This is a genomic window from Pararhodobacter sp. CCB-MM2 (assembly GCF_001691415.1).
Lineage (GTDB): Bacteria > Pseudomonadota > Alphaproteobacteria > Rhodobacterales > Rhodobacteraceae > Pararhodobacter.
On record NZ_LRRR01000039.1, the window covers coordinates 1 to 18,209 of the forward strand.

General features: G+C 66.2%; 21 protein-coding genes and 1 pseudogene. 11 read left to right on the forward strand and 11 right to left on the reverse strand.

The features are described 5' to 3' along the window. The 9 genes and pseudogenes from BCY78_RS22050 to BCY78_RS22090 form a co-directional block, all read right to left on the reverse strand. A pseudogene (locus tag BCY78_RS22050) lies at positions 1 to 340 on the reverse strand (hypothetical protein); the annotation flags it as partial. Positions 341 to 390: 50 nt separating this feature from the next. Beyond that, the gene (locus BCY78_RS22055) at positions 391 to 867 is read right to left on the reverse strand and encodes an ExbD/TolR family protein (protein WP_068306168.1); all 477 of its coding nucleotides are present in this window, start codon (positions 865 to 867) and stop codon (positions 391 to 393) included. A 3-nt stretch (positions 868 to 870) separates the two neighbouring features. Continuing rightward, positions 871 to 1,566 carry a protein TolQ gene (gene tolQ, locus BCY78_RS22060; RefSeq protein ID WP_068306170.1) on the reverse strand — a complete coding sequence of 232 codons (696 nt, stop codon included), beginning with the start codon at positions 1,564 to 1,566 and terminating at the stop codon, positions 871 to 873. 112 nt (positions 1,567 to 1,678) lie between these two features. After that, positions 1,679 to 2,068, reverse strand: coding sequence for a YbgC/FadM family acyl-CoA thioesterase (locus BCY78_RS22065; protein WP_068306172.1), 390 nt, complete (start codon positions 2,066 to 2,068; stop codon positions 1,679 to 1,681). Positions 2,069 to 2,077: 9 nt separating this feature from the next. Next, positions 2,078 to 2,482: a tol-pal system-associated acyl-CoA thioesterase gene (ybgC, locus tag BCY78_RS22070; protein WP_068306176.1), complete on the reverse strand. Its 405-nt coding sequence runs from the start codon at positions 2,480 to 2,482 to the stop codon at positions 2,078 to 2,080. Positions 2,483 to 2,762: 280 nt separating this feature from the next. Then, the gene (locus BCY78_RS22075; RefSeq protein WP_068306177.1) at positions 2,763 to 3,383 is read right to left on the reverse strand and encodes a hypothetical protein; all 621 of its coding nucleotides are present in this window, start codon (positions 3,381 to 3,383) and stop codon (positions 2,763 to 2,765) included. After that, positions 3,373 to 4,668 carry an MATE family efflux transporter gene (locus BCY78_RS22080; protein WP_068306180.1) on the reverse strand — a complete coding sequence of 432 codons (1,296 nt, stop codon included), beginning with the start codon at positions 4,666 to 4,668 and terminating at the stop codon, positions 3,373 to 3,375. The genes BCY78_RS22075 and BCY78_RS22080 overlap by 11 nt, the downstream gene beginning before the upstream one ends. Further along, the gene (locus BCY78_RS22085) at positions 4,665 to 5,180 is read right to left on the reverse strand and encodes a PaaI family thioesterase (protein WP_068306183.1); all 516 of its coding nucleotides are present in this window, start codon (positions 5,178 to 5,180) and stop codon (positions 4,665 to 4,667) included. The genes BCY78_RS22080 and BCY78_RS22085 overlap by 4 nt, the downstream gene beginning before the upstream one ends. Then, positions 5,177 to 5,620: a PaaI family thioesterase gene (locus tag BCY78_RS22090; RefSeq protein WP_068306185.1), complete on the reverse strand. Its 444-nt coding sequence runs from the start codon at positions 5,618 to 5,620 to the stop codon at positions 5,177 to 5,179. Before BCY78_RS22090 ends, BCY78_RS22085 begins: the two co-directional genes overlap by 4 nt. 182 nt (positions 5,621 to 5,802) lie before the next feature. On the opposite strand from BCY78_RS22090, the gene BCY78_RS22095 reads away from it, so the two are divergent. The 11 genes from BCY78_RS22095 to BCY78_RS22145 all read left to right on the forward strand — a co-directional run bounded on the left by BCY78_RS22095 (position 5,803) and on the right by BCY78_RS22145 (position 16,235). Beyond that, positions 5,803 to 6,186: a MerR family DNA-binding transcriptional regulator gene (locus BCY78_RS22095; protein ID WP_068306186.1), complete on the forward strand. Its 384-nt coding sequence runs from the start codon at positions 5,803 to 5,805 to the stop codon at positions 6,184 to 6,186. Positions 6,187 to 6,617: 431 nt separating this feature from the next. Then, positions 6,618 to 7,010 carry a MerR family DNA-binding transcriptional regulator gene (locus BCY78_RS22100; protein ID WP_068306187.1) on the forward strand — a complete coding sequence of 131 codons (393 nt, stop codon included), beginning with the start codon at positions 6,618 to 6,620 and terminating at the stop codon, positions 7,008 to 7,010. Positions 7,011 to 7,088: 78 nt separating this feature from the next. Beyond that, positions 7,089 to 8,867, forward strand: coding sequence for an acyl-CoA dehydrogenase C-terminal domain-containing protein (locus BCY78_RS22105; RefSeq protein ID WP_068306189.1), 1,779 nt, complete (start codon positions 7,089 to 7,091; stop codon positions 8,865 to 8,867). 22 nt (positions 8,868 to 8,889) lie between these two features. Next, positions 8,890 to 9,336 carry a GFA family protein gene (locus tag BCY78_RS22110; protein ID WP_068306190.1) on the forward strand — a complete coding sequence of 149 codons (447 nt, stop codon included), beginning with the start codon at positions 8,890 to 8,892 and terminating at the stop codon, positions 9,334 to 9,336. Continuing rightward, on the forward strand, positions 9,336 to 9,548 hold the full coding sequence (locus BCY78_RS22115) for a hypothetical protein (RefSeq protein WP_068306192.1): 213 nt from the start codon (positions 9,336 to 9,338) through the stop codon (positions 9,546 to 9,548). The genes BCY78_RS22110 and BCY78_RS22115 overlap by 1 nt, the downstream gene beginning before the upstream one ends. 30 nt (positions 9,549 to 9,578) lie before the next feature. Then, entirely contained in the window at positions 9,579 to 10,733 is a 1,155-nt protein-coding gene (locus BCY78_RS22120; protein ID WP_083195242.1) for an acyl-CoA dehydrogenase family protein, read from the forward strand. A gap of 367 nt (positions 10,734 to 11,100) precedes the next feature. Further along, positions 11,101 to 11,742, forward strand: a complete 642-nt coding sequence (locus BCY78_RS22125; RefSeq protein ID WP_068306198.1) for a glutathione S-transferase family protein — start codon at positions 11,101 to 11,103, stop codon at positions 11,740 to 11,742. Between the two features lie 10 nt (positions 11,743 to 11,752). Next, positions 11,753 to 12,964 (forward strand): acetyl-CoA C-acetyltransferase, encoded by a 1,212-nt coding sequence (locus BCY78_RS22130; RefSeq protein ID WP_068306199.1) that lies wholly within the window; start codon positions 11,753 to 11,755, stop codon positions 12,962 to 12,964. Continuing rightward, entirely contained in the window at positions 12,964 to 13,458 is a 495-nt protein-coding gene (locus BCY78_RS22135; protein ID WP_068306201.1) for a cupin domain-containing protein, read from the forward strand. Before BCY78_RS22130 ends, BCY78_RS22135 begins: the two co-directional genes overlap by 1 nt. After that, positions 13,455 to 15,650 carry a 3-hydroxyacyl-CoA dehydrogenase NAD-binding domain-containing protein gene (locus BCY78_RS22140; RefSeq protein ID WP_068306202.1) on the forward strand — a complete coding sequence of 732 codons (2,196 nt, stop codon included), beginning with the start codon at positions 13,455 to 13,457 and terminating at the stop codon, positions 15,648 to 15,650. The genes BCY78_RS22135 and BCY78_RS22140 overlap by 4 nt, the downstream gene beginning before the upstream one ends. Positions 15,651 to 15,866: 216 nt before the next feature. Further along, positions 15,867 to 16,235 carry a VOC family protein gene (locus tag BCY78_RS22145; RefSeq protein WP_233499472.1) on the forward strand — a complete coding sequence of 123 codons (369 nt, stop codon included), beginning with the start codon at positions 15,867 to 15,869 and terminating at the stop codon, positions 16,233 to 16,235. Between the two features lie 120 nt (positions 16,236 to 16,355). On the opposite strand, the gene BCY78_RS22150 is transcribed toward BCY78_RS22145, so the two are convergent. After that, entirely contained in the window at positions 16,356 to 17,030 is a 675-nt protein-coding gene (locus tag BCY78_RS22150) for a Hint domain-containing protein (protein ID WP_068306203.1), read from the reverse strand. A gap of 203 nt (positions 17,031 to 17,233) precedes the next feature. Continuing rightward, a complete protein-coding gene (locus BCY78_RS22155; protein ID WP_139103278.1) occupies positions 17,234 to 18,193 on the reverse strand; it encodes a DMT family transporter in 960 nt (319 codons plus the stop codon). Between the last annotated feature and the right edge of the window lie 16 nt (positions 18,194 to 18,209).

Here is an 18,209-nt window from a genome sequence, read left to right on the forward strand (position 1 = left end):
CCGGAGCGGGCGTCGGGGCCGGAGCGGGCGCCGGCGGCGCGACGGGCTCGGGCGGGGTCACCGGCTGCGGCGGGGCGACGGGCTCGGGCGTGGCGATGGCTTCGGGACGCGGCGCGGGCGCCGGGGTTTCCACCGGCGCAGGTGACGGAGCGGGGGCGGGCGGCGTCGCGGCCGTCAGTTCGGCGAAATCGGCGGACGAGATGATCGCCACCTCCGTCACCGCCGGCTCATGCGACTGATCGGGCGCGCCGAAGATGTCGAACACCAGCACCCAAAGGATCAGCCCGCCATGCAGCAGGGCCGAGACCTTCTGTCCCGTGTTCATCTGGACCTGTGCCATCGCCACCATGTCCGCGCCGTTCGCTTTCTCTGTCCTGTCGGCACACGGGCTTACTGCCCGGCCGAGGCTCCGAAGGTAGGTCCACCGGTTTCGGTGACCAATCCAATGTTGTTGAACCCGCCGGCATTGAGCGCGCCCATGACCTGCACGACGCGGGCATAGGGGATCGCCCCGTCCGCGCGCAGGAAGACCCGGTCACCCGAACGCTCGGCCGCGATGGCCTGAAGTTGCGGGATCAGGTCGGCTTCGGCCACCGGGGTCGTCATCAGCGTCAGGCCGCCATCCGCGTCCAGCGTGATCGACAGGGGTTCTTCCTGCTCGGCCGGCAGGGCGCCGGCTGCGGTGCGCGGCAGTTCCACCGGCACACCCACGACCAGCATCGGCGCGGCGACCATGAAGATGATCAGCAGCACCAGCATCACGTCCACGAAGGGCGTGACGTTGATCTCGGACATCTTGGCCGAGCGACCGCGGCGGCGGCCCCGTGTCCCCGAACCGCCCGAGCGTTTGATGGCTTGCGCACCCATGGCTCAGCCGTCCAGGTTGCGCGACAGAAGCGTGCCGAACTCATCCGCGAAGGTCTCGTAACCTGCGGTGATGGCCTCGCTGTCGTCGGAAAGCTTGTTGTAGAAGATCGTCGCCGGGATAGCCGCCAGCAGGCCCAGGCCCGTGGCCAGCAGGGCCTCGGCGATGCCGGGCGCCACGACGGCCAGGTTGGTCGACTGGGCCATGGCGATTTCCTCGAAGGCGTATTTGATGCCCCAGACCGTGCCGAACAGACCGATGAAGGGGCTGGCCGAGCCGACGGTCGCCAAGAAGGTCAGGCCCGAGTTCAGCTCCCGCACCTCGCGGTTGATGGCCACGTCCATCGAGCGGTCGATGCGCTGCGCCGCGCCGGGGATCAGCGCCCCGTCCTGCCGATGCGACCGCTGCCATTCCGCCATGCCGGCCGAGAAGATGCGCTCAGGGCTGCTGTCGGGGGTCGAGCCGATGCGGGCGTAAAGCTCGTCCAGCGGTTCGCCCGACCAGAAGGCCGTGTCGAAGCGCTGCGCATCGCGGCGGGCGCGGCGGAACACCAGGTGCTTCTGGATGATGATGCCCCAGGACCAGAACGAGGCCACCATGAGCATCAGCATGACCAGCTTCACGGTCAGCGTGGCGCGCATGAACAGCGCGATGAGCGAGAAATCGAGTTCGCTGGCTTGCGCCAGGGTGGAGGTATCCATGCCGTCTGTCCTGCTCTTGCACACGCCTCGTGGGGCCGCTGCGATGCGGCGACCCTCTTTGCCGTGATTCTAGCGTGTTTCCAAGAGAAACACCAATAGCAGCACGGGAATGTTACGTGTTTCCGCTTAACGCCCGCAGTTCCGGGGGCAGTCGGCGCGGGCGCCCCTCGGTCGACATTGACACCAGCGTGACCAATGCCCGGAAAAGCGGCAGCCCGTCGCGGTCGACGACCTGTTCCAGCACCAGCCGCGCCGGGCTGGACGAGGCCACGCTTGTGGTCACCGTCAGCGCATCGTCCAGCGTCGCAGGCGCCTGAAACCAGGCCTCGATATGGTGGACGACGAAGACCACGCCCTCGCGCCGCATCGCCACCTGATCAATGCCGAGGCTGCGCACCCAGGCCGAGCGGGCGCGCTCGATAAACTTCAGGTAATTGGCGTGATAGACGATACCGCCGAGGTCGGTATCCTCGTAATGCACGGTGACCGGGTAGCTATGCATGGGCCCTCCTCACATCACCATCAAAGCGCCGAGATCGCCCAGCGCCGTCAGTTGTTCCGGCAGGCGGCGCGGTTTGCCGTCGAGGCTGACCAGTGCGATGGTCACCCGCGCGCGGAACAGGCAGGTCCGGTCGCGATAGACCCGCTGGTCGAGGATCAGCCGCAGCCTTGTGACCTCCATCACATTGGTGCGGATCATCAGCTGGTCCTCCAGCTTCGCGGACGCGAGGAAATCGGCCTCGATCCGGTGGACGACGAAGACGAAGCCCTGTTCCCTCAGCGCGTTCTGATCGACACCGATGCCACGCACCCAATCGGCGCGGGCGCGGTCGATGAACTTCATGTAATTCGCATGGTAGACGATCGCGCCGAGATCGGTCTCGTCGTAATAGACGGTCACGGGGAATTGGTGCATCGGCCCGCCTCGGCGCTGTCCCGGTCTGGCGGGCCGTGGCCTTGCTGCCGGGGGTCAGGAATTTCAACGAGTTGTGCGGGGCGCAGGGGGCGGTGTCAAGGTTTGACCCGGTCGCCTGACGTGAGAAGGGACGCGCCCGACCCTGGGTGGGCGCATCAAACGCCGGGGCGGGGAACCATCGCCCTCACGCCCATAACGACGGATCGGTGCGCGCGGCCAACAGGGCGCCCTCCCGGGGGGAGGGTCGGGCGCGGCCCGGCGTGCCGCCGGGCAAACCCGCTCAACCCGCGCTCAGCCGCGCGGCCACCCTCAGCGCATGGCTCGCATCCGTCGCCACTGCCGGCATCCGCGGATCATAGCAGGCGCGGATCACATCGGCGATCTCGGGCCGCAGCACCGCCACGCCATTCGCCCGCGCCAGTGGCGGCAGCTCGCGGAAGGCACCGTCGGCCCAGAGCACCATCACCTGCACCGCCTGCAACAGCGCCAGATCCTCGGCCGGGATCTCGGCCATCGCTTCGTCCATCCGCACGAAGCAGAAGGCCGCCTTGATCGTCCCCTCGGGATCGAAGCGGAAGGCGCGGTACTGGTTCGCGCCCTGCGCCTTCAGCCGGGGCACCAGCTCCCCCAGCCCCTCGACCAGCCGGTCGAGGTCCGGCACGGCCAAGAGCTCGTCCCAGTCACGGAAGAAGAACAGCATCAGATTCGCGCCGAGCTCGGGATCCGTCTCGGCCATCTTGTGCCCCGACATCGCCACCACGACCTCGATCGCACCCTTGACCGTGGCAAGCGTCGCATCATCGGTGCCAAAGACAATTGGCACGATGGGCCGGCCCCAACGGGCGAAAGCGTAGCTGCCGTCTGGGCGGGTGAAGAGGCGGGTCACAAGTTCAGGCGTCATGCAAAGACCGGGGTATCCGGGAATAGAGGGCAGCCTGCGACAGGCCGCGCGCGGCGTTGAAGACCATGAGCGAGAGCCACAGCCCGTGGTTCCCATACCCCCATGAGGCCCAGACGCAAAGGGCATAGGTCGCGGCGGAGAGGGCCGCGGTGACCATCATCTCGCGCGTGAAGGTCGCGCCGATATAGATCCCGTCGAACATCCACGCGGCGATGCCGATCAACGGCGCCGCGATCACCCAGGGCAGATAGTGCCGTGCCTCCGCGCGCACATCGGCGGCCGTGGTCATCAGGTCGATGATGCTCGGCCCCGCCAGCGCGAAGAGCGCGGACATCAACAGCGCCCCCGTGACGCCCCATGTCGAGGTCAGTCGCACCGCCCGCCCCAGCCGGTCGCGGGAACGCGCGCCCACCGCCTGTCCGACTAGCGTCTCGGCGGCGAAGGCAAAACCGTCAAGCAGATAGGCCATGACCTCAAGAAATTGCAGCAGGATCTGGTTCGACGCGATCTCCAGATCGCCGCGGCCTGAGGACAGGAACAAGAAGGAGGTGAAACAGGCCTGCAGCAGGATCGAGCGGATCATGATGTGGCTGTTGACCATCGCCATCCGCCGCAGCTTGCCCGCGTCGAAGATCCGCGCGCCCGCGACCCGCAGCCCGTCACGCACCAGCCACAGCCCGAACAGCAGCCCGGACCATTCCGCGATCAGCGTCGCCAGCGCCACGCCCGGCACGCCCCAGCCCAGATGCAGGACGAACCACAGATCGAGGCCGATATTGGCGAAATTGGTGATCATCTGCAGCGCCATCACGGCCCGCGTGCGCTCCAGCGCGATCAGCCAGCCGGTCAGCGCATACATGCCGATGGTCGCCGGCGCCCCCCAGATGCGGATCTGCAGATATTGCGCCGCGAGGCTCTCGACCCCTTCCGATCCCGGCGCCAATTTGAAGGCCGCAGCCGCCAGCGGCACCTGCAGCACGACCATCGCGAAACCCGCCGCGAAGGCAATGAGCAGACCGCGCTTCAGGATCGCGCTCGTCTCGGCCACATCGCCCGCGCCATGCGCCTGCGCCGCCAGACCCGTGGTGCCCATGCGCAGGAAGCCGAACATCCAGAAGAAGGCCGACAGGATCACCGCGCCGAGGCCCACGGCCCCGATCGGCGCGGCCTCGCCCAATTGCCCAACGACGGCCGTATCGACGAGGCCCAGAAGCGGCACCGTCACGTTCGAGGCGACAATCGGCAGGGCGATTTTCAGCACCCGGCCATGGGTCAATGGGGTCAAGGACGCGGATCCTTGCCGGGGATCAGGAAATGGCCCGTCGCCTGCGCGAACAGCCGCGAGCGGTTGTCCTGCCAGGCCTCGACATGCACCGAGGCATAGCGCCGGCCCGAGCGGTTCACCCGCGCCCGCGCATAGGCATCGCGCGGGAGGCCCGAGCGCAGATAATCCACCGTGAAATCAATGGTCTTCGGCAGGCGTGGCATATGGCTCTCGTCCAAAGCACGCGGGTCCAGCGTGCCCTTCTCCATATCCTCCCACAGCGACGACCAGCTCAGCTCGATCATCGCGGTGATCTCGAGGAAGGCCGAAGTCACGCCGCCATGAATGGCCGGTAGGAAAGGGTTGCCGATCAGCTTCTCGTCAAAGGGCAGCACCGCGGTCAGCTCGTCGCCGCGACGGTCGAACTGGATGCCGAGGAACTGCACATAGGGGATGCCGCCGACGAGGGTCTTCAGCGCCCGGTCGCGCCGCTCCTTGACCACCTGCACCGGCTCGGGCTTCGGACGGCTCATGCCTCGCCCTCCTTGGTCACGCTCTGCATGGTGAAGGCGCCCGAGGCCGAGGCTACCGGCAGCGTCTCGTCCTCATCATGCGCGGTGGCGCGGACGAAGGCGACGGTGCGGGTGGCGTGGTAGCATTCGGCCCGCGCGGTGATCCGCTGGCCGGGCTTCGCCGCGCGCATGTAGTCGATGCGCAGATCCAGCGTCGCCGTGCCCCGCGCGCCCGGAAAGGACATCACCGCCGCCCCGCAGCAGGTGTCCATCAGCGCCGAGACCGCGCCGCCCGCGATCACGCCGGTCGAGGGATCGCCGATGAAGCGCTCGTCATAGGGCATCGAGATCACCGCCTTGCCGTCGCCGATCGCTTCCAGCCGCATGCCTAGCGCTTTGGAATGCGGGATCGCCTCGATGAAGCGTTGCGCCGCGGTGGGATCGGTTGCGGGGTCGGTCATCGCTCTGTCCTGCCGTTCAAATCCTTGCGATCAAGGGATGGGGGAAAGCCGGGCCTTTGGCAAGGGCGGGGGCATCCCGCTGCTGACCGGCCCCGGCGTCAATCCGGTTGCCTCTGTCCGGGGGCTCCCTTACGCTGCAGCGCAACAGAAAGACCGGGTTGCGGAGGGGGCGGCTGCCGGAGATGAGCGAGACGAAACTGTCGTTCAAGGAAATGTGCGCACGCTTCGACGTGACGCCGCGCACACTGCGCTATTACGAGTATATCGAGCTCCTGAAGCCCGAGAAGGAAGGCCGCAACCGTTTCTACGGCCCGCGCGAAGTCGCCCGCATGACACTGATCCTGCGCGGCCGCCGCTTCGGCTTCGCGCTGGAAGAACTGCGCCAATGGCTGCTCATCTACGAGAAGCAGGGCACCAAGCCGCAGCTTGACGCCTTCGTCGACATGGCCAACCGCCAGCTCGGCGAACTCACCAAGCAACGCGAGGAACTGGCGGTCACCATCGAGGATCTCAAGCAGTTGCGCGACGAGGCCGCCCGCCTCGCCGAGGACGAAACGAAGGCCTGATCCCCTGCCCCACCGGCCAAGCAAAACCCAGCGCCGCGTGAGTATTTGCAACAAGGTGAGAGAGGCGCGCGACCCTCTTTCCCATCTTCGTTCCGAAAATATCCCGGGGGGTGAGCGACGTCCCGGAAACGCTCCAGTGGAGCGTTTCAGCCGCGAACGCGGTGCCCGTGGCACCGCCGGGAGAGGCCGCAGGCCGAGGGGGCAGCGCCCCCCTTCTTCCGTCGCCCGAGGCCTGCGTGCCGGAGGCATGCCGGACAAGGGCGAAACCCCTCACCCGCCCCCTCCCGACGCCAGGAAGCCGACCTGACGTCAACGTCAATCTCGTGACGCAGCGTCTCGACTTACGTTAACGTCAAGTTTTCTTCATTCTTCCTTCAAGCGCGCTATGTTCACTCCTGACGGGGCCAATCCCCGACCCCACGAGGTGTGACATGGACCAGGATCTGATGACCATCCGCGAGATGTGCGAGGCGTTCGACGTCACCCCGCGCACCCTGCGGTTTTACGAAGCGAAGGAGCTGATCAGCCCGTTCCGTGAGGGCCAGAAGCGTCTCTACTCCCGCCGTGACCGCGGCCGGCTGAAGCTGATCCTGCGCGGCAAGCGCTTCGGCTTCGCGCTCGAGGAGATGCGGCAGCTTCTGAACCTCTACGACCGGGGCGACCAGAAAGGCGAGCAGCTGAAACGCACCATCGAAGCCGCGCGCGAGCGTCTGGCGCAGATGGAGCAGCAGCGCGACGAGCTGACCGAGGCGATCGACGAGCTGCGCGCGCAGCTTGAAAGCGGCGCCGAGATGCTGGCGGCTTTTCGTCCCGCCGCCGAATAACCCGCGCCCCAAGGCGCGAGAGCAGACACAGACGACCGGCCCGCCCGCAGGGTGCGGCCAAACCCGGAGGATAGCGACATGCCCACCTACACCGCTCCCGTGAAGGACATGCAGTTCCTGCTGCATGACGTGCTCAAGGCCACCCAGACCGGCATCCCCGGCTATGATGAGCTGGAAGCCGAATTCACCGCCGCGATCCTCGAGGAGGCCGGCAAGCTGGCCGAGGGCGTGCTCGCGCCGCTCAATACGGTGGGCGACACCGAGGGTTGCCGGCTGGAAAATGGCATCGTCTACACGCCGACCGGCTTCAAGGATGCCTTCGCGCAGATGAAGGAAGGCGGCTGGAACGGCCTCGACCTGCCCGAGGAATATGGCGGTCAGAACCTGCCCTATGTCCTCGCTACCGGCGTGGGCGAGATCTTCGTGTCCTCGAACATGGCCTTCAACATGTATCAGGGCCTGACCCATGGCGCGATCAACGCGATCCTCGCCGCGGGCTCTGACGAACAGAAGGCGACCTATCTGCCGAAGATGGTCTCCTTGGAATGGACCGGCACGATGAACCTGACGGAGCCGCATTGCGGCACCGATCTGGGCCTCATCCGCACCAAGGCCGAACCGCAGGACGACGGCAGCTACAAGATCTCGGGCCAGAAGATCTTCATCTCGGCCGGCGATCACGACATGTCCGAGAACGTCATCCATCTGGTGCTGGCCAAGGCCCCGGGCGGCGGCGAGGGCACCAAGGGCATCTCGCTCTTCATCGTGCCGAAATTCCTCGTGAAGGACGACGGCTCGCTGGGCGACCGCAACGGCGTCTCGGTTGGCAAGATCGAAGAGAAGATGGGCATCCACGGCAACGCCACCTGCGTCATGAATTATGACGAGGCGACCGGCTATCTGATCGGCGATCTGCACAAAGGCATGCGCGCCATGTTCGTGATGATGAACGAGGCCCGTCTGGGCGTGGGCCTGCAGGGCTATGCGCAGGCTGAAGCCGCCTATCAGAACGCCGTCGCCTATGCCAAGGACCGCCTGCAGGGCCGCGCCGTCACCGGCGCCGAGAACCCGGGCGGCAATGCCGATCCGCTGATCGTGCATCCCGATATCCGCCGCATGCTGATGGACCAGAAATCCTTCATCGAGGGCGCCCGTGCCTTCACCCTCTGGGGGGCGCATCTGATCGACCGCGCGCATCGCCTTGGCGACGCACAGGCCGAGGGGCTGATCTCGCTGCTCACGCCGGTGATCAAGGGCTTCCAGACCGACAAGGGCTTCGACATGGCGGTGCAGGCCCAGCAGGTCTATGGCGGCCACGGCTATATCGAGGAATGGGGCATGTCCCAATTCGCCCGCGACGCCCGGATCGCCATGATCTACGAAGGCGCGAACGGCGTGCAGGCGCTGGACCTCGTGGGTCGCAAACTGGCCGCCGAGGGTGGCAAGCCGGCGATGGGCTTCTTCGAAATGATCAAGAGCTTCATCAAGGAGAACGAGGGCAATGAGGCTTTGAAGGAACCCTTCCTCGAGCCCCTGAAGGCCGCATCGAAGGACCTGCAAGCGGCGATGATGTATTTCATGCAGCAAGGCATGAAGAACCCCAATGCCGCGCTCGCCGGGTCCACGGACTTCATGCACATGTTCGGGCATGTTTGCCTTGGCTTCATGTGGGCGATGATGGCCAAGGCCTCGTCCGAGGCGCTGGCGGCCGGGACCTCTGACGCCACGTTCCACGAGACGAAGATCAAGACCGGCCGCTACTATATGGCCCGTCAGCTGCCGGCCACCGGGATGCATCTGGCCCGCATCCAGTCGGGCGCCGAGCCGGTGATGGCGCTGGACGCCGAAGCGTTCTGATCTGAGCCGGGGAGGGGCAAAGGTGTCAGACGGTTGGACCGACCATCCGGGTTTCAGCGGCGGCTGCCAATGCGGCGCCGTGCGCTACCGGGTGGCCTCTGGCCCGACCAAGGCGGTGATCTGCCATTGCCGGATGTGCCAACGCGCCACCGGCAACGCCTTCGCTCCGCTTCTTCAGGTGAAGCCCGAGGCGGTGACCTGGACGGGCACGCCTTCGGAATGGGCCTCGTCCTCGGTGGCGTGGCGGGGCTTCTGCCGGACCTGCGGCACGCCCCTTTATTTCCGCACCGAAGACGGGATCGAGCTGATGGCCGGCACCATGGCCCCCGGCACGCCGTTCGAGGCGCAGTACAATGCCAGCGTGGAATCCCGCGTGGGCTGGCTGGGGGCGCTGCACGACGCGCCCTCACGCACTACCGATCCGGCGATCCTCGCCGAGGTCGAGAGCTACCAGTCGCCGGAGGAGTGATGCCCAAGCGTCTGCGCCTGACCCGCCGTTTCCCGGTCGCCATGACCGAGGATGGCTATCGCCGTCTGAAACGCTTCGCGTCCGATGCCGGGCTCGATGAAGGCGAGGCTTTGTCCTTCCTTTTCGAGCATTTCGATTCCGTGACGCATGGCGAAAATCTTCAGCACCGCCTGAGGATCTTCAACTCCGAGCTGGAAGCGCGGAAAAAATAACGATCACAAGGCCTTGGGAGGGGCCCGACCATGACATTCCCGATGCTGCCTTCGCCCTGGATGAGCGACGACCACCGCATGCTGGGCGAGATGACGCGCCAGTTCATCGACGAGCAATGGTCTCCCAAATTCGAGCGTTGGCGCGAACAGGGCGAGATGGATCGCGAGACCTGGGCACAGGCCGGCGAGATGGGCCTCCTCTGCGCCTCGATCCCCGAGGAATACGGCGGCGCGGGCGGCGATTTCGGCCATGAGGCGGTGATCGTCATGGAAGCCTCGCGCGGTAACCTCGCCAGCTGGGGCAACGGCATCCATTCCGGCATCGTCGCGCATTACATCCTCGCCTACGGGACCGAGGAACAGAAACAGCGCTGGCTGCCGAAGATGGCCTCGGGCGAGCTGGTCGCGGCGCTGGCGATGACCGAACCCTCGGGCGGCTCGGACGTGCAGAACCTGAAGACCCGCGCGGTGAAGGACGGCAATGTCTACCGGCTGACCGGGCAGAAGACCTTCATCACCAACGGCCAGCACGCTAACCTGATCGTCGTCGCCGCGAAGACCGACCCCAATGACCGTGCCAAGGGCGTGTCGCTGATGGTGGTCGAGACCGACGGGGCCGAGGGCTTCACGCGCGGCCGCAACCTCGACAAGATCGGGCTGAAGGCGGCGGATACCTCCGAGCTGTTCTTCGACAATGTGCCGATCCCGCCCGAGAACCTGCTCGGCGGGGTCGAGGGTCAGGGCTTCTACCAGATGATGAAGCAACTGCCGCAGGAACGGCTGATCATCGGCGCGGGCGCGGTCGGCGCGATGGAAGGCGCGGTCGAGCGCACCATCGCCTATTGCAAGGAGCGCGAGGCCTTCGGCAAGCCGATCCTGCAGTTCCAGAACACCCGCTTCAAGCTGGCCGAGTGCAAGACCAACACGGTCGTCGCGCGCAGCTTCCTCGACACCTGCATCGCCGCGCATCTGAAGGGCGAGTTGACGGTCGAGATGGCGGCGATGAATAAGTACTGGCTGTCGGACCTGCAATGCCAGGTGCTCGATGAATGCGTGCAGCTCCACGGCGGCTACGGCTTCATGCAGGAATACGCGGTGGCCGAGATGTGGACCGACGCCCGCGTGCAGCGGATCTATGGCGGCACGAACGAGATCATGAAGGAACTGATCGGGAGGTCGCTGTGAGGGCTCCCGCCCGTCGCCTTCGGATCGAAGATCCTTGTCTCCCGTTGGGCCAGGCGGGGGGCTGCCGCCCCCCGACCCCCCTGCCCAAAGGGGGGCACGCCCCCCTTTGGAAACCCCGTGAGTACTTGGGAAAAGGTGAGAGGGCGAAGGAGCGCACATCCCTCCCCGCCTGTGCCAACGGACGTCGCGCCGGCTCTCGGGAAGGGAGGGATGGCATCACCTTGTACGGTCATCGGCTCTCCAGCCTGTACCGTGAACAAAGTATGGCGGGGATATGGTTAACAAGTCCTGACCGCGCCCCCTCACCTTGTCTCAAATACTCACCTTTCGCCCTCTCCACCCGCACCACGCCTGAAAGGACCGCGCCATGACGGCTCAGCTCTATTGCTTCGGGGAATCCGGCAACTCGTACAAGGCGGCGCTGACGATGACCCTCGCCGGTTACGACTGGACCCCGCGCTATGTCGACTTCTTCGGCGGCGAGACCCGCACGCCGGAATACCGGGCGCTCAACGTGATGGGCGAGGCGCCGGTGCTGGTCGAGGGCGATACCGTCCTCAGCCAGTCGGGCGCGATCCAGCTGCATGTCGTGAAAGCGACCGGCAAGCTGGGTGGTGCTGCCGGTGAGGAGGAAGAAGTGATGCGCTGGATCCTGTGGGACAACCACAAGCTCTCGAGCCAGGCCGGCATGACCCGCTTCCTGATGAACTTCCTCCCCGAGGACAAGCGCCCGGCTGAGGTCATCGCCTTCATGCAGGGCCGCCTCAAGGCCGCCTACGCGACGCTCAACGCCCATCTGGAAAGCCGCGATTGCATCGTGGGCAGCGACGTCACCATCGCCGACACCGCCTGCTGTGGCTATCTCTATTACCCGGAACCCTTCGGCTTCGACCGCAAGGACTGGCCCCATATCGACCGCTGGCTGGACCGCATCGCCGGTCTGCCCGGCTGGAAACACCCCTACGACATGATGCCCGGCTCGCCTGCCGACCGGGCGCCCAAGGCTTGAGGAGACACCCATGACCGATGCCTATATCTACGACGCCGTGCGCACCGTGCGCGGCAAGGGCCGCAAGGATGGCAGCCTGCACGAGGTCACGGCCGCGCGCCTTTCGGCCGTGGCGCTGAACGCGTTGAAGGAGCGTTCGGACCTCGACACCCGGGCGATCGAGGACCTGATCTGGGGCAATGTCACCCAGATCGGCGAGCAGGGCGCCTGCCTTGCGCGTACCGCCGTTCTGGCCTCGGACTTTGACGAGCAGGTGCCGGGCGTGTCGATCAACCGCTTCTGCGCCTCGGGTCTGGAAGCGGTGAACATGGCCGCCAACCAGGTGCGCGGCGGGGCCGGCATGGCCTATGTCGCCGGCGGCGTCGAATGCATGAGTCGCGTGCCGATGGGCACCGACGGCGGCGCCATCGCTGTCGATCCGCAGATCGCCTTCGATAATTACTTCGTGCCGCAAGGCATCAGCGCCGACATCATCGCCACGAAATACGGCTTCACCCGCGACATGGCCGATGCCATGGCCGTGGAAAGCCAGAAGCGCGCGGCGGCGGCCTGGGCGGACAACCGTTTCGCCAAGACCGTGGTGCCGGTGAAGGACATCAACGGCCTGACGATCCTCGACCATGACGAATACATGCGGCCGGGCACCGACATGCAGTCGCTGGGTGCGCTGAAGCCCTCGTTCAAGGACATGGGCGAGGTCATGCCGGGCTTCGACAAGATCGCGCTGATGAAATACCCCGAGCTCGAGCGCGTGAACCACATCCACCATGCCGGCAACTCGTCGGGCATCGTCGATGGCGCCGCCGCGATCCTGATCGGCAACAAGGAATTCGGCGAGAAATACGGTCTGAAGCCCCGCGCCCGCATCCGTGCGACCGCGAAGATCGGCACCGATCCGACCATCATGCTGACGGGCCCCGTGCCGGTCACCGAGAAGATCCTGCGCGAGAGCGGCATGGCGATCTCGGACCTCGACCTCTTCGAGGTGAACGAGGCCTTCGCCTCGGTGGTGATGCGCTTCGAGCAGGCCTTCGACGTCGACCACGCGAAGGTCAACGTCAACGGCGGCTCCATCGCCATGGGTCACCCGCTGGGCGCGACCGGCGCGATCATCCTCGGCACGCTGCTGGATGAGCTCGAGCGCACCGGCAAGGGCACCGGCCTTGCCACGCTCTGCATCGGCTCGGGCATGGGCGCCGCGACGATCATCGAGCGCGTCTGATGCCGAAGATCGACATCGCCCAGGCGCCCTACCGGGAGGGCTCGATCTACCCCGAGCCCTATAACGGCCAGATGGCGGGGCGTTCGTCCCGCCGGCTGGGGCAAGCGGCGGGTCTGACGCAGTTCGGGGTCAATATCGTCTACCTGCAACCCGGCGCCGTGGCCTCGCTTCGGCACTGGCACCTGAAGGAAGACGAATTCGCCATCGTGCTGTCGGGCGAGCTGGTGCTTTCCGAGGACAGCGGCGAGACCCTGATGCATCCCGGCGATTGCGCCGCCTGGAAGGCGGGCGTGGCTGAGGGGCACCGCTTCGTCAACCGCTCGGATGCCGAGGCCTCGTTCCTGGTGGTCGGCTCGAAATCCGAGGGCGAGGTCGCGACCTATACCGAGGTCGACATGAAAATCCATATCGAGGGCGGCAACGCCCGGTTCACCTATCACGACGGCAGCGCCTGGGAAGGCCCGCGCGACCTGCCGAAGGGAGACCAGAAATGACCGAATTCCATTATGACGTGGACGCCGACGGCGTCGCCATCATCACCTGGGACGTGCCCGGCAAGTCGATGAACGTGATGTCCTTCGAGGGGCTTCAGGAACTCGACGCGGCCATCGACAAGGCCCATGCCGACGCGGCTGTCAAAGGCATCGTCATCACCTCGGGCAAGGCGGATTTCGCCGGCGGCATGGACCTGAACGTCCTTGCCGACATGCGCTCGAACGCGGGTGACAACCCGGCGCAGGGCCTGTTCGACGGCATCATGTCGATGCACACGCTGCTGCGGAAGATCGAGATCGCGGGCATGGACCGCAAGACGCAGAAGGGTGGCAAACCGACCGCCGCCGCTCTGCCCGGCACCGCGATGGGCATCGGGCTGGAAATCCCGCTCGCCTGCCACCGCATCTTCGCGGCCGAGAACCCCAAGGCTCAGATCGGCCTACCCGAGATCAAGGTCGGCATCTTCCCCGGCGCGGGCGGCACCACCCGTCTGGCATGGAAGCTGGGCGCGATGGCCGCGGCTCCGCTGCTGCTGGAAGGCAAAGCCAATGATCCGGTGAAGGCCAAAAAGGCCGGCATCATCGACGAGGTCGTCCCGGCCGCCGAGCTGGTCGCTGCGGCCAAGACCTGGGTGCTGGGCGCCAAGGATGCGGACCTCGTGAAGCCTTGGGACACCAAGGGCTACAAGTTCCCCGGCGGCGCGCCCTATTCGGCCCCCGGCTTCCCGACCTTCGTCGGGGCCTCGGTCATGGTCCATGCCAATACCTGGGGCGTTTACCCGGCCGCCAAGGCACTGCTCTCGGCCGTTTATGAGGGCATGCAGGTGCCCTTCGACACTGCGCTGAAGATCGAGGCGCGCTACTTCACCCATGTGCTGATGAACCCCTCGTCCAGCGCCATGATCCGCTCGCTCTTCGTCAACAAGGGCGCGCTGGAGAAGGGTGCGAACCGCCCCGAAGTGCCCGATGAGAAGGTCACCAAGGTCGGCGTTCTGGGCGCGGGCATGATGGGCGCGGGCATCGCCTATGTCTCGGCCAAGGCCGGGATCGAGGTTGTGCTGCTGGATGCCACCATCGAATCCGCCGAGAAGGGCAAAGCCTATTCGACCGGCATCCTCGACAAGGCGATCAAGCGGGGCCGCTCGACCGAGGAGAAGAAGCAGGCGCTGCTGGACAAAATCAAGACGACCACGGATTACGCCGATCTCGAAGGCTGTGACCTGATCGTCGAGGCCGTGTTCGAGGATCCGAAGGTCAAGGCCGAGGTCACCGCCAAGGCCGAAGCCGTGATCCCGGAGACCGCGATCTACGCCTCGAACACCTCGACGCTGCCGATCACTTCGCTCGCCGCGGCCTCCAGCCGGCCCGAGCAGTTCATCGGCATCCACTTCTTCTCGCCCGTCGACAAGATGCTGCTGGTCGAGATCATCAAGGGCGCCAAGACCGGCCCGCGCGCTGTCGCGAAGGCGCTGGACTACGTCCGCCAGATCCGCAAGACGCCGATCGTCGTCAATGACGCGCGCTTCTTCTACGCCAACCGCTGCATCATCCCCTATATCAACGAGGGGATGCGTCTGGCGGCCGAAGGCACGCCCATGCCGATGGTCGATCACGCCGCGAAGCTCTTGGGCTTCCCGGTCGGGCCGATCACGCTGGTCGATGAGACCTCGCTCGATCTGGGCGCCAAGATCGCCAAGGCCACCAAGGCCGCGATGGGCAACGACTACCCGGATGACGCGGTGGACGAAGTGGTCTTCTGGATGGTCGACGAGGGGCGCTATGGCCGCAAGTCGAAGGCCGGCTTCTTCGACTATGATGAGAGCGGCAAGCGTCAGGGCTATTGGACCGGGTTCAACGACAAATACCCGACCGTGGAAGGCGCGGATCTGGAAGACGTGCAGAACCGTCTGATGATGGCGCAGGTGCTGGAAGCCGTCCGCGCGCTGGAGGAAGGCGTGCTCGAAGACATCCGCGAGGGTGACGTGGGCGCGATCCTCGGTTGGGGCTTTGCGCCGTGGTCGGGCGGTCCCTTCGGCTGGCTGGACATCATCGGCGCGAAGAAGGCCGTGGCGATCTGCGACGATCTCGAAGCCCGCTTCGGTGCCCGTTTCAAATGCCCCGCCCTGCTGCGCCAGATGGCCGAGAAGGGTCAGACCTTCTATGGCCCGAACGCGGTCAAGGTCGCGGCCTGATCTAGCGCCTTCGCTGAGACTGAGACGCCCGTTCCCGAAAGGGGGCGGGCGTTTCGCTTGCGGCCCCCCTGCCCTGCGGCTAGGCTGAGGGCGTCTGAAACAGGTTAGGTGCGGGACGGTTGGCCCGGCCCCTCGGTGCGACCGAGGTCCTTCCACCGCGAGAGCGGCGGCCCAAGACCGGATAGGGTGGCCTGCTGCCGCCCTCAAGGACAGGGCATGGATATGAACCCTAGCATTTCCCTCATCACCCTCGGCGTGGCCGATCTACAGCGCGCGCTGGATTTCTACCGCGACGGGCTGGGCCTCAAGACCGAGGGCATCATCGGTCAGGAATTCGAGCATGGATCGGTGGTGTTCTTCCCGCTGTCCGGCGGGCTGACGCTGGCGCTCTGGGCGCAGGCGGATATCGCGCATGACACGGGGCTGCGGCAGACGCCGATCAGCCCGACGGCCGTGACGCTGGCGCATAACACGCGCTCACGGGCCGAGGTCGATACGGTCATGGCACAGGCCGTCACGGCGGGCGGCCATGTGGTCAAGCCGGCGCAGGGGACGGTCTACGGCGGGTATGCCGGGGATTTTTAGGACCCCGACGGGCATCTGTGGGAGGTTGCCTACAACCCCGCGATGCTGCCGTCCGAGGGCTGAGACAGGCTGGCTGCGCCCGGACCAGATGCCCGGGCCGTGGCTGGCCTTCAAGCGGTCTCAGAACGGCTGGTGCATGGCCTTCATCAGGCTGCGGGCCTGCGCCTCGGTCAGACGCTGATAGGGCAGCACGGCGCTGTCACCCGGACGCGCGGCGGCCGGCTGGCTGACGGCGCAATGGACCAGCAACATGCCGTTCGCATAGACGACCTCATCCTCGTCGAATTCCAGCGTGACGACGACAGTCTCGACCTGCGGTGCGGTGCGGGTGATGCCGTTATGGCCGTCCAGAACCGACGCCGGCACCATCGAGAAAGGATCGCCATACAGCATCTCGGCCGCGTCGGATTCAATCAGGACGGACTGGCCCGGCATCAGCTGCATCGCGGTTCGGTTGCCCAAGGCGCCGGCCGGAACCTGCATCGGCCAGACCTGACGCGGCGCGCGCTCGGCCGCGGTGTGCAGCGTTGCGGCATGCACGGCCTTCAGCGGGCGCATGCCGTTGTCGAAGGTGACGATCCGGTCGCCGGGCTGCAGCTCTTGCACCGGGCGCCAACCCGTCTCGGTCGCGACCAGCGTGTCGGCGATCAGGCCCTCGCACAGGGCATCCGCCCCGTTGCGCTGACGGCTTGCGCCCGCGACCATGGCCGACGGCCAGGCATCGCCGCGATCCGCGAAGGAATGGGTGATACGAACCCGTTTACCAGTACTGCCACCGACAAGATCGCCCCACATGCGTCTGTCCCCCAGTTTGCCCCGGTCCTGTGTGGCCGGGCGTTTCCATGAGGGTATTCAGCCGGGGCCGCATGGCGAAGGCGCGGACGAATTAAGGTAAAAATCTGGTTAACTCTGGCACCGGCACGGCATTGGCGACGGCAATTGCCTTGGCAAACACTTCGCTGCGGATTGTCGCCAGATGGGAAACCTTGGCGCGGACGTTAGCGGTTACGCAGCACGATCATGGCCCCGGCCGCGACAATCAGGCTCATGCCCACAACCGCAGGCAGCGAGACCGATTCTCCCCACAACAGCCAGCTCCAGCCTGCCGAGACCGGGAGGATCACGTATTCAAAGATCGAGACGCGGCTGGCATCGGCTAGTTGATAGGCCCGCACCATCAAGCCCACGGCGATGGCCGAGCCCAGCGCCTGCACGAAGGTCCACCACAGGAACGCGCCCGAGGGCCAGACCCAACCGCGCAGGATGAAGCCATCGGTGCCCGCCGGAACCTCGGGCTGCCAGAGGGCCAGCACCCCCATGCCGATCAGCCCGGCGATGCCCAGCGCCACGAAGAAACCCAGCGTCAGGGTGGCGGCGCTTTCCTCGGCGCACCATTCGCGGGTGGCGAGGTTGCCCAGCGCATAGACCGCGCCCGCGGCGACCGGGAACAGGCTGGCCCAGCCCAAGGGTGATTGCGAGCCCGGCTCCAGCACCATGACCACGCCGACGAAGCCCACGGCCACGGCCGCGATGCGCACCGGCCCCAAGGGATGGCCGAACAGGAAGCGCGAGAACAGCAGCACGAAGATCGGCGCGGTGAACAGGCCGGCGGCAGTCTGGGCGACGGTCAGGTAGGCGAGGCAGCCGAAATACACCAGCATCGCACTGGCATGCACGGCCGAGCGGGCAAGGAACGGCTTCCAGTTCACCGGCTGCAACCGCAGCCCCATGGGCTTTGCCGCCAGCGCGAACAGGACGACGGCCATCGCCGTGCGCGTGGCGTGGAACTGCCACAGCCCGCCTTCCTCGGCGATGATGCGGACGTAATTGTCGGTGAACCCGATCAGAATCGCATAGCCCAGCACGGCCAGCAGGGCGGCAGAGACGCGGTTCGGGCCGGGCGCGGGCGTCAGCTGCGGGCCCGGGGCGACCTGTGGCGTTTCACTCAGAGCGGTCATGCGGTCGCGGCCCCTT

What these genes read in the sequence shown, in the direction of transcription:
- BCY78_RS22055 (WP_068306168.1), bottom strand. Translation starts at nt 867, where the DNA reads ATGGGTGCGCAAGCCATCAAACGCTCGGGCGGTTCGGGGACACGGGGC.
- tolQ (WP_068306170.1), bottom strand. Translation starts at nt 1,566, where the DNA reads ATGGATACCTCCACCCTGGCGCAAGCCAGCGAACTCGATTTCTCGCTC.
- BCY78_RS22065 (WP_068306172.1), bottom strand. Translation starts at nt 2,068, where the DNA reads ATGCATAGCTACCCGGTCACCGTGCATTACGAGGATACCGACCTCGGC.
- ybgC (WP_068306176.1), bottom strand. Translation starts at nt 2,482, where the DNA reads ATGCACCAATTCCCCGTGACCGTCTATTACGACGAGACCGATCTCGGC.
- BCY78_RS22075 (WP_068306177.1), bottom strand. Translation starts at nt 3,383, where the DNA reads ATGACGCCTGAACTTGTGACCCGCCTCTTCACCCGCCCAGACGGCAGC.
- BCY78_RS22085 (WP_068306183.1), bottom strand. Translation starts at nt 5,180, where the DNA reads ATGAGCCGTCCGAAGCCCGAGCCGGTGCAGGTGGTCAAGGAGCGGCGC.
- BCY78_RS22090 (WP_068306185.1), bottom strand. Translation starts at nt 5,620, where the DNA reads ATGACCGACCCCGCAACCGATCCCACCGCGGCGCAACGCTTCATCGAG.
- BCY78_RS22095 (WP_068306186.1), top strand. Translation starts at nt 5,803, where the DNA reads ATGAGCGAGACGAAACTGTCGTTCAAGGAAATGTGCGCACGCTTCGAC.
- BCY78_RS22100 (WP_068306187.1), top strand. Translation starts at nt 6,618, where the DNA reads ATGGACCAGGATCTGATGACCATCCGCGAGATGTGCGAGGCGTTCGAC.
- BCY78_RS22105 (WP_068306189.1), top strand. Translation starts at nt 7,089, where the DNA reads ATGCCCACCTACACCGCTCCCGTGAAGGACATGCAGTTCCTGCTGCAT.
- BCY78_RS22115 (WP_068306192.1), top strand. Translation starts at nt 9,336, where the DNA reads ATGCCCAAGCGTCTGCGCCTGACCCGCCGTTTCCCGGTCGCCATGACC.
- BCY78_RS22120 (WP_083195242.1), top strand. Translation starts at nt 9,579, where the DNA reads ATGACATTCCCGATGCTGCCTTCGCCCTGGATGAGCGACGACCACCGC.
- BCY78_RS22125 (WP_068306198.1), top strand. Translation starts at nt 11,101, where the DNA reads ATGACGGCTCAGCTCTATTGCTTCGGGGAATCCGGCAACTCGTACAAG.
- BCY78_RS22130 (WP_068306199.1), top strand. Translation starts at nt 11,753, where the DNA reads ATGACCGATGCCTATATCTACGACGCCGTGCGCACCGTGCGCGGCAAG.
- BCY78_RS22135 (WP_068306201.1), top strand. Translation starts at nt 12,964, where the DNA reads ATGCCGAAGATCGACATCGCCCAGGCGCCCTACCGGGAGGGCTCGATC.
- BCY78_RS22140 (WP_068306202.1), top strand. Translation starts at nt 13,455, where the DNA reads ATGACCGAATTCCATTATGACGTGGACGCCGACGGCGTCGCCATCATC.
- BCY78_RS22145 (WP_233499472.1), top strand. Translation starts at nt 15,867, where the DNA reads ATGGATATGAACCCTAGCATTTCCCTCATCACCCTCGGCGTGGCCGAT.
- BCY78_RS22150 (WP_068306203.1), bottom strand. Translation starts at nt 17,030, where the DNA reads ATGTGGGGCGATCTTGTCGGTGGCAGTACTGGTAAACGGGTTCGTATC.
- BCY78_RS22155 (WP_139103278.1), bottom strand. Translation starts at nt 18,193, where the DNA reads ATGACCGCTCTGAGTGAAACGCCACAGGTCGCCCCGGGCCCGCAGCTG.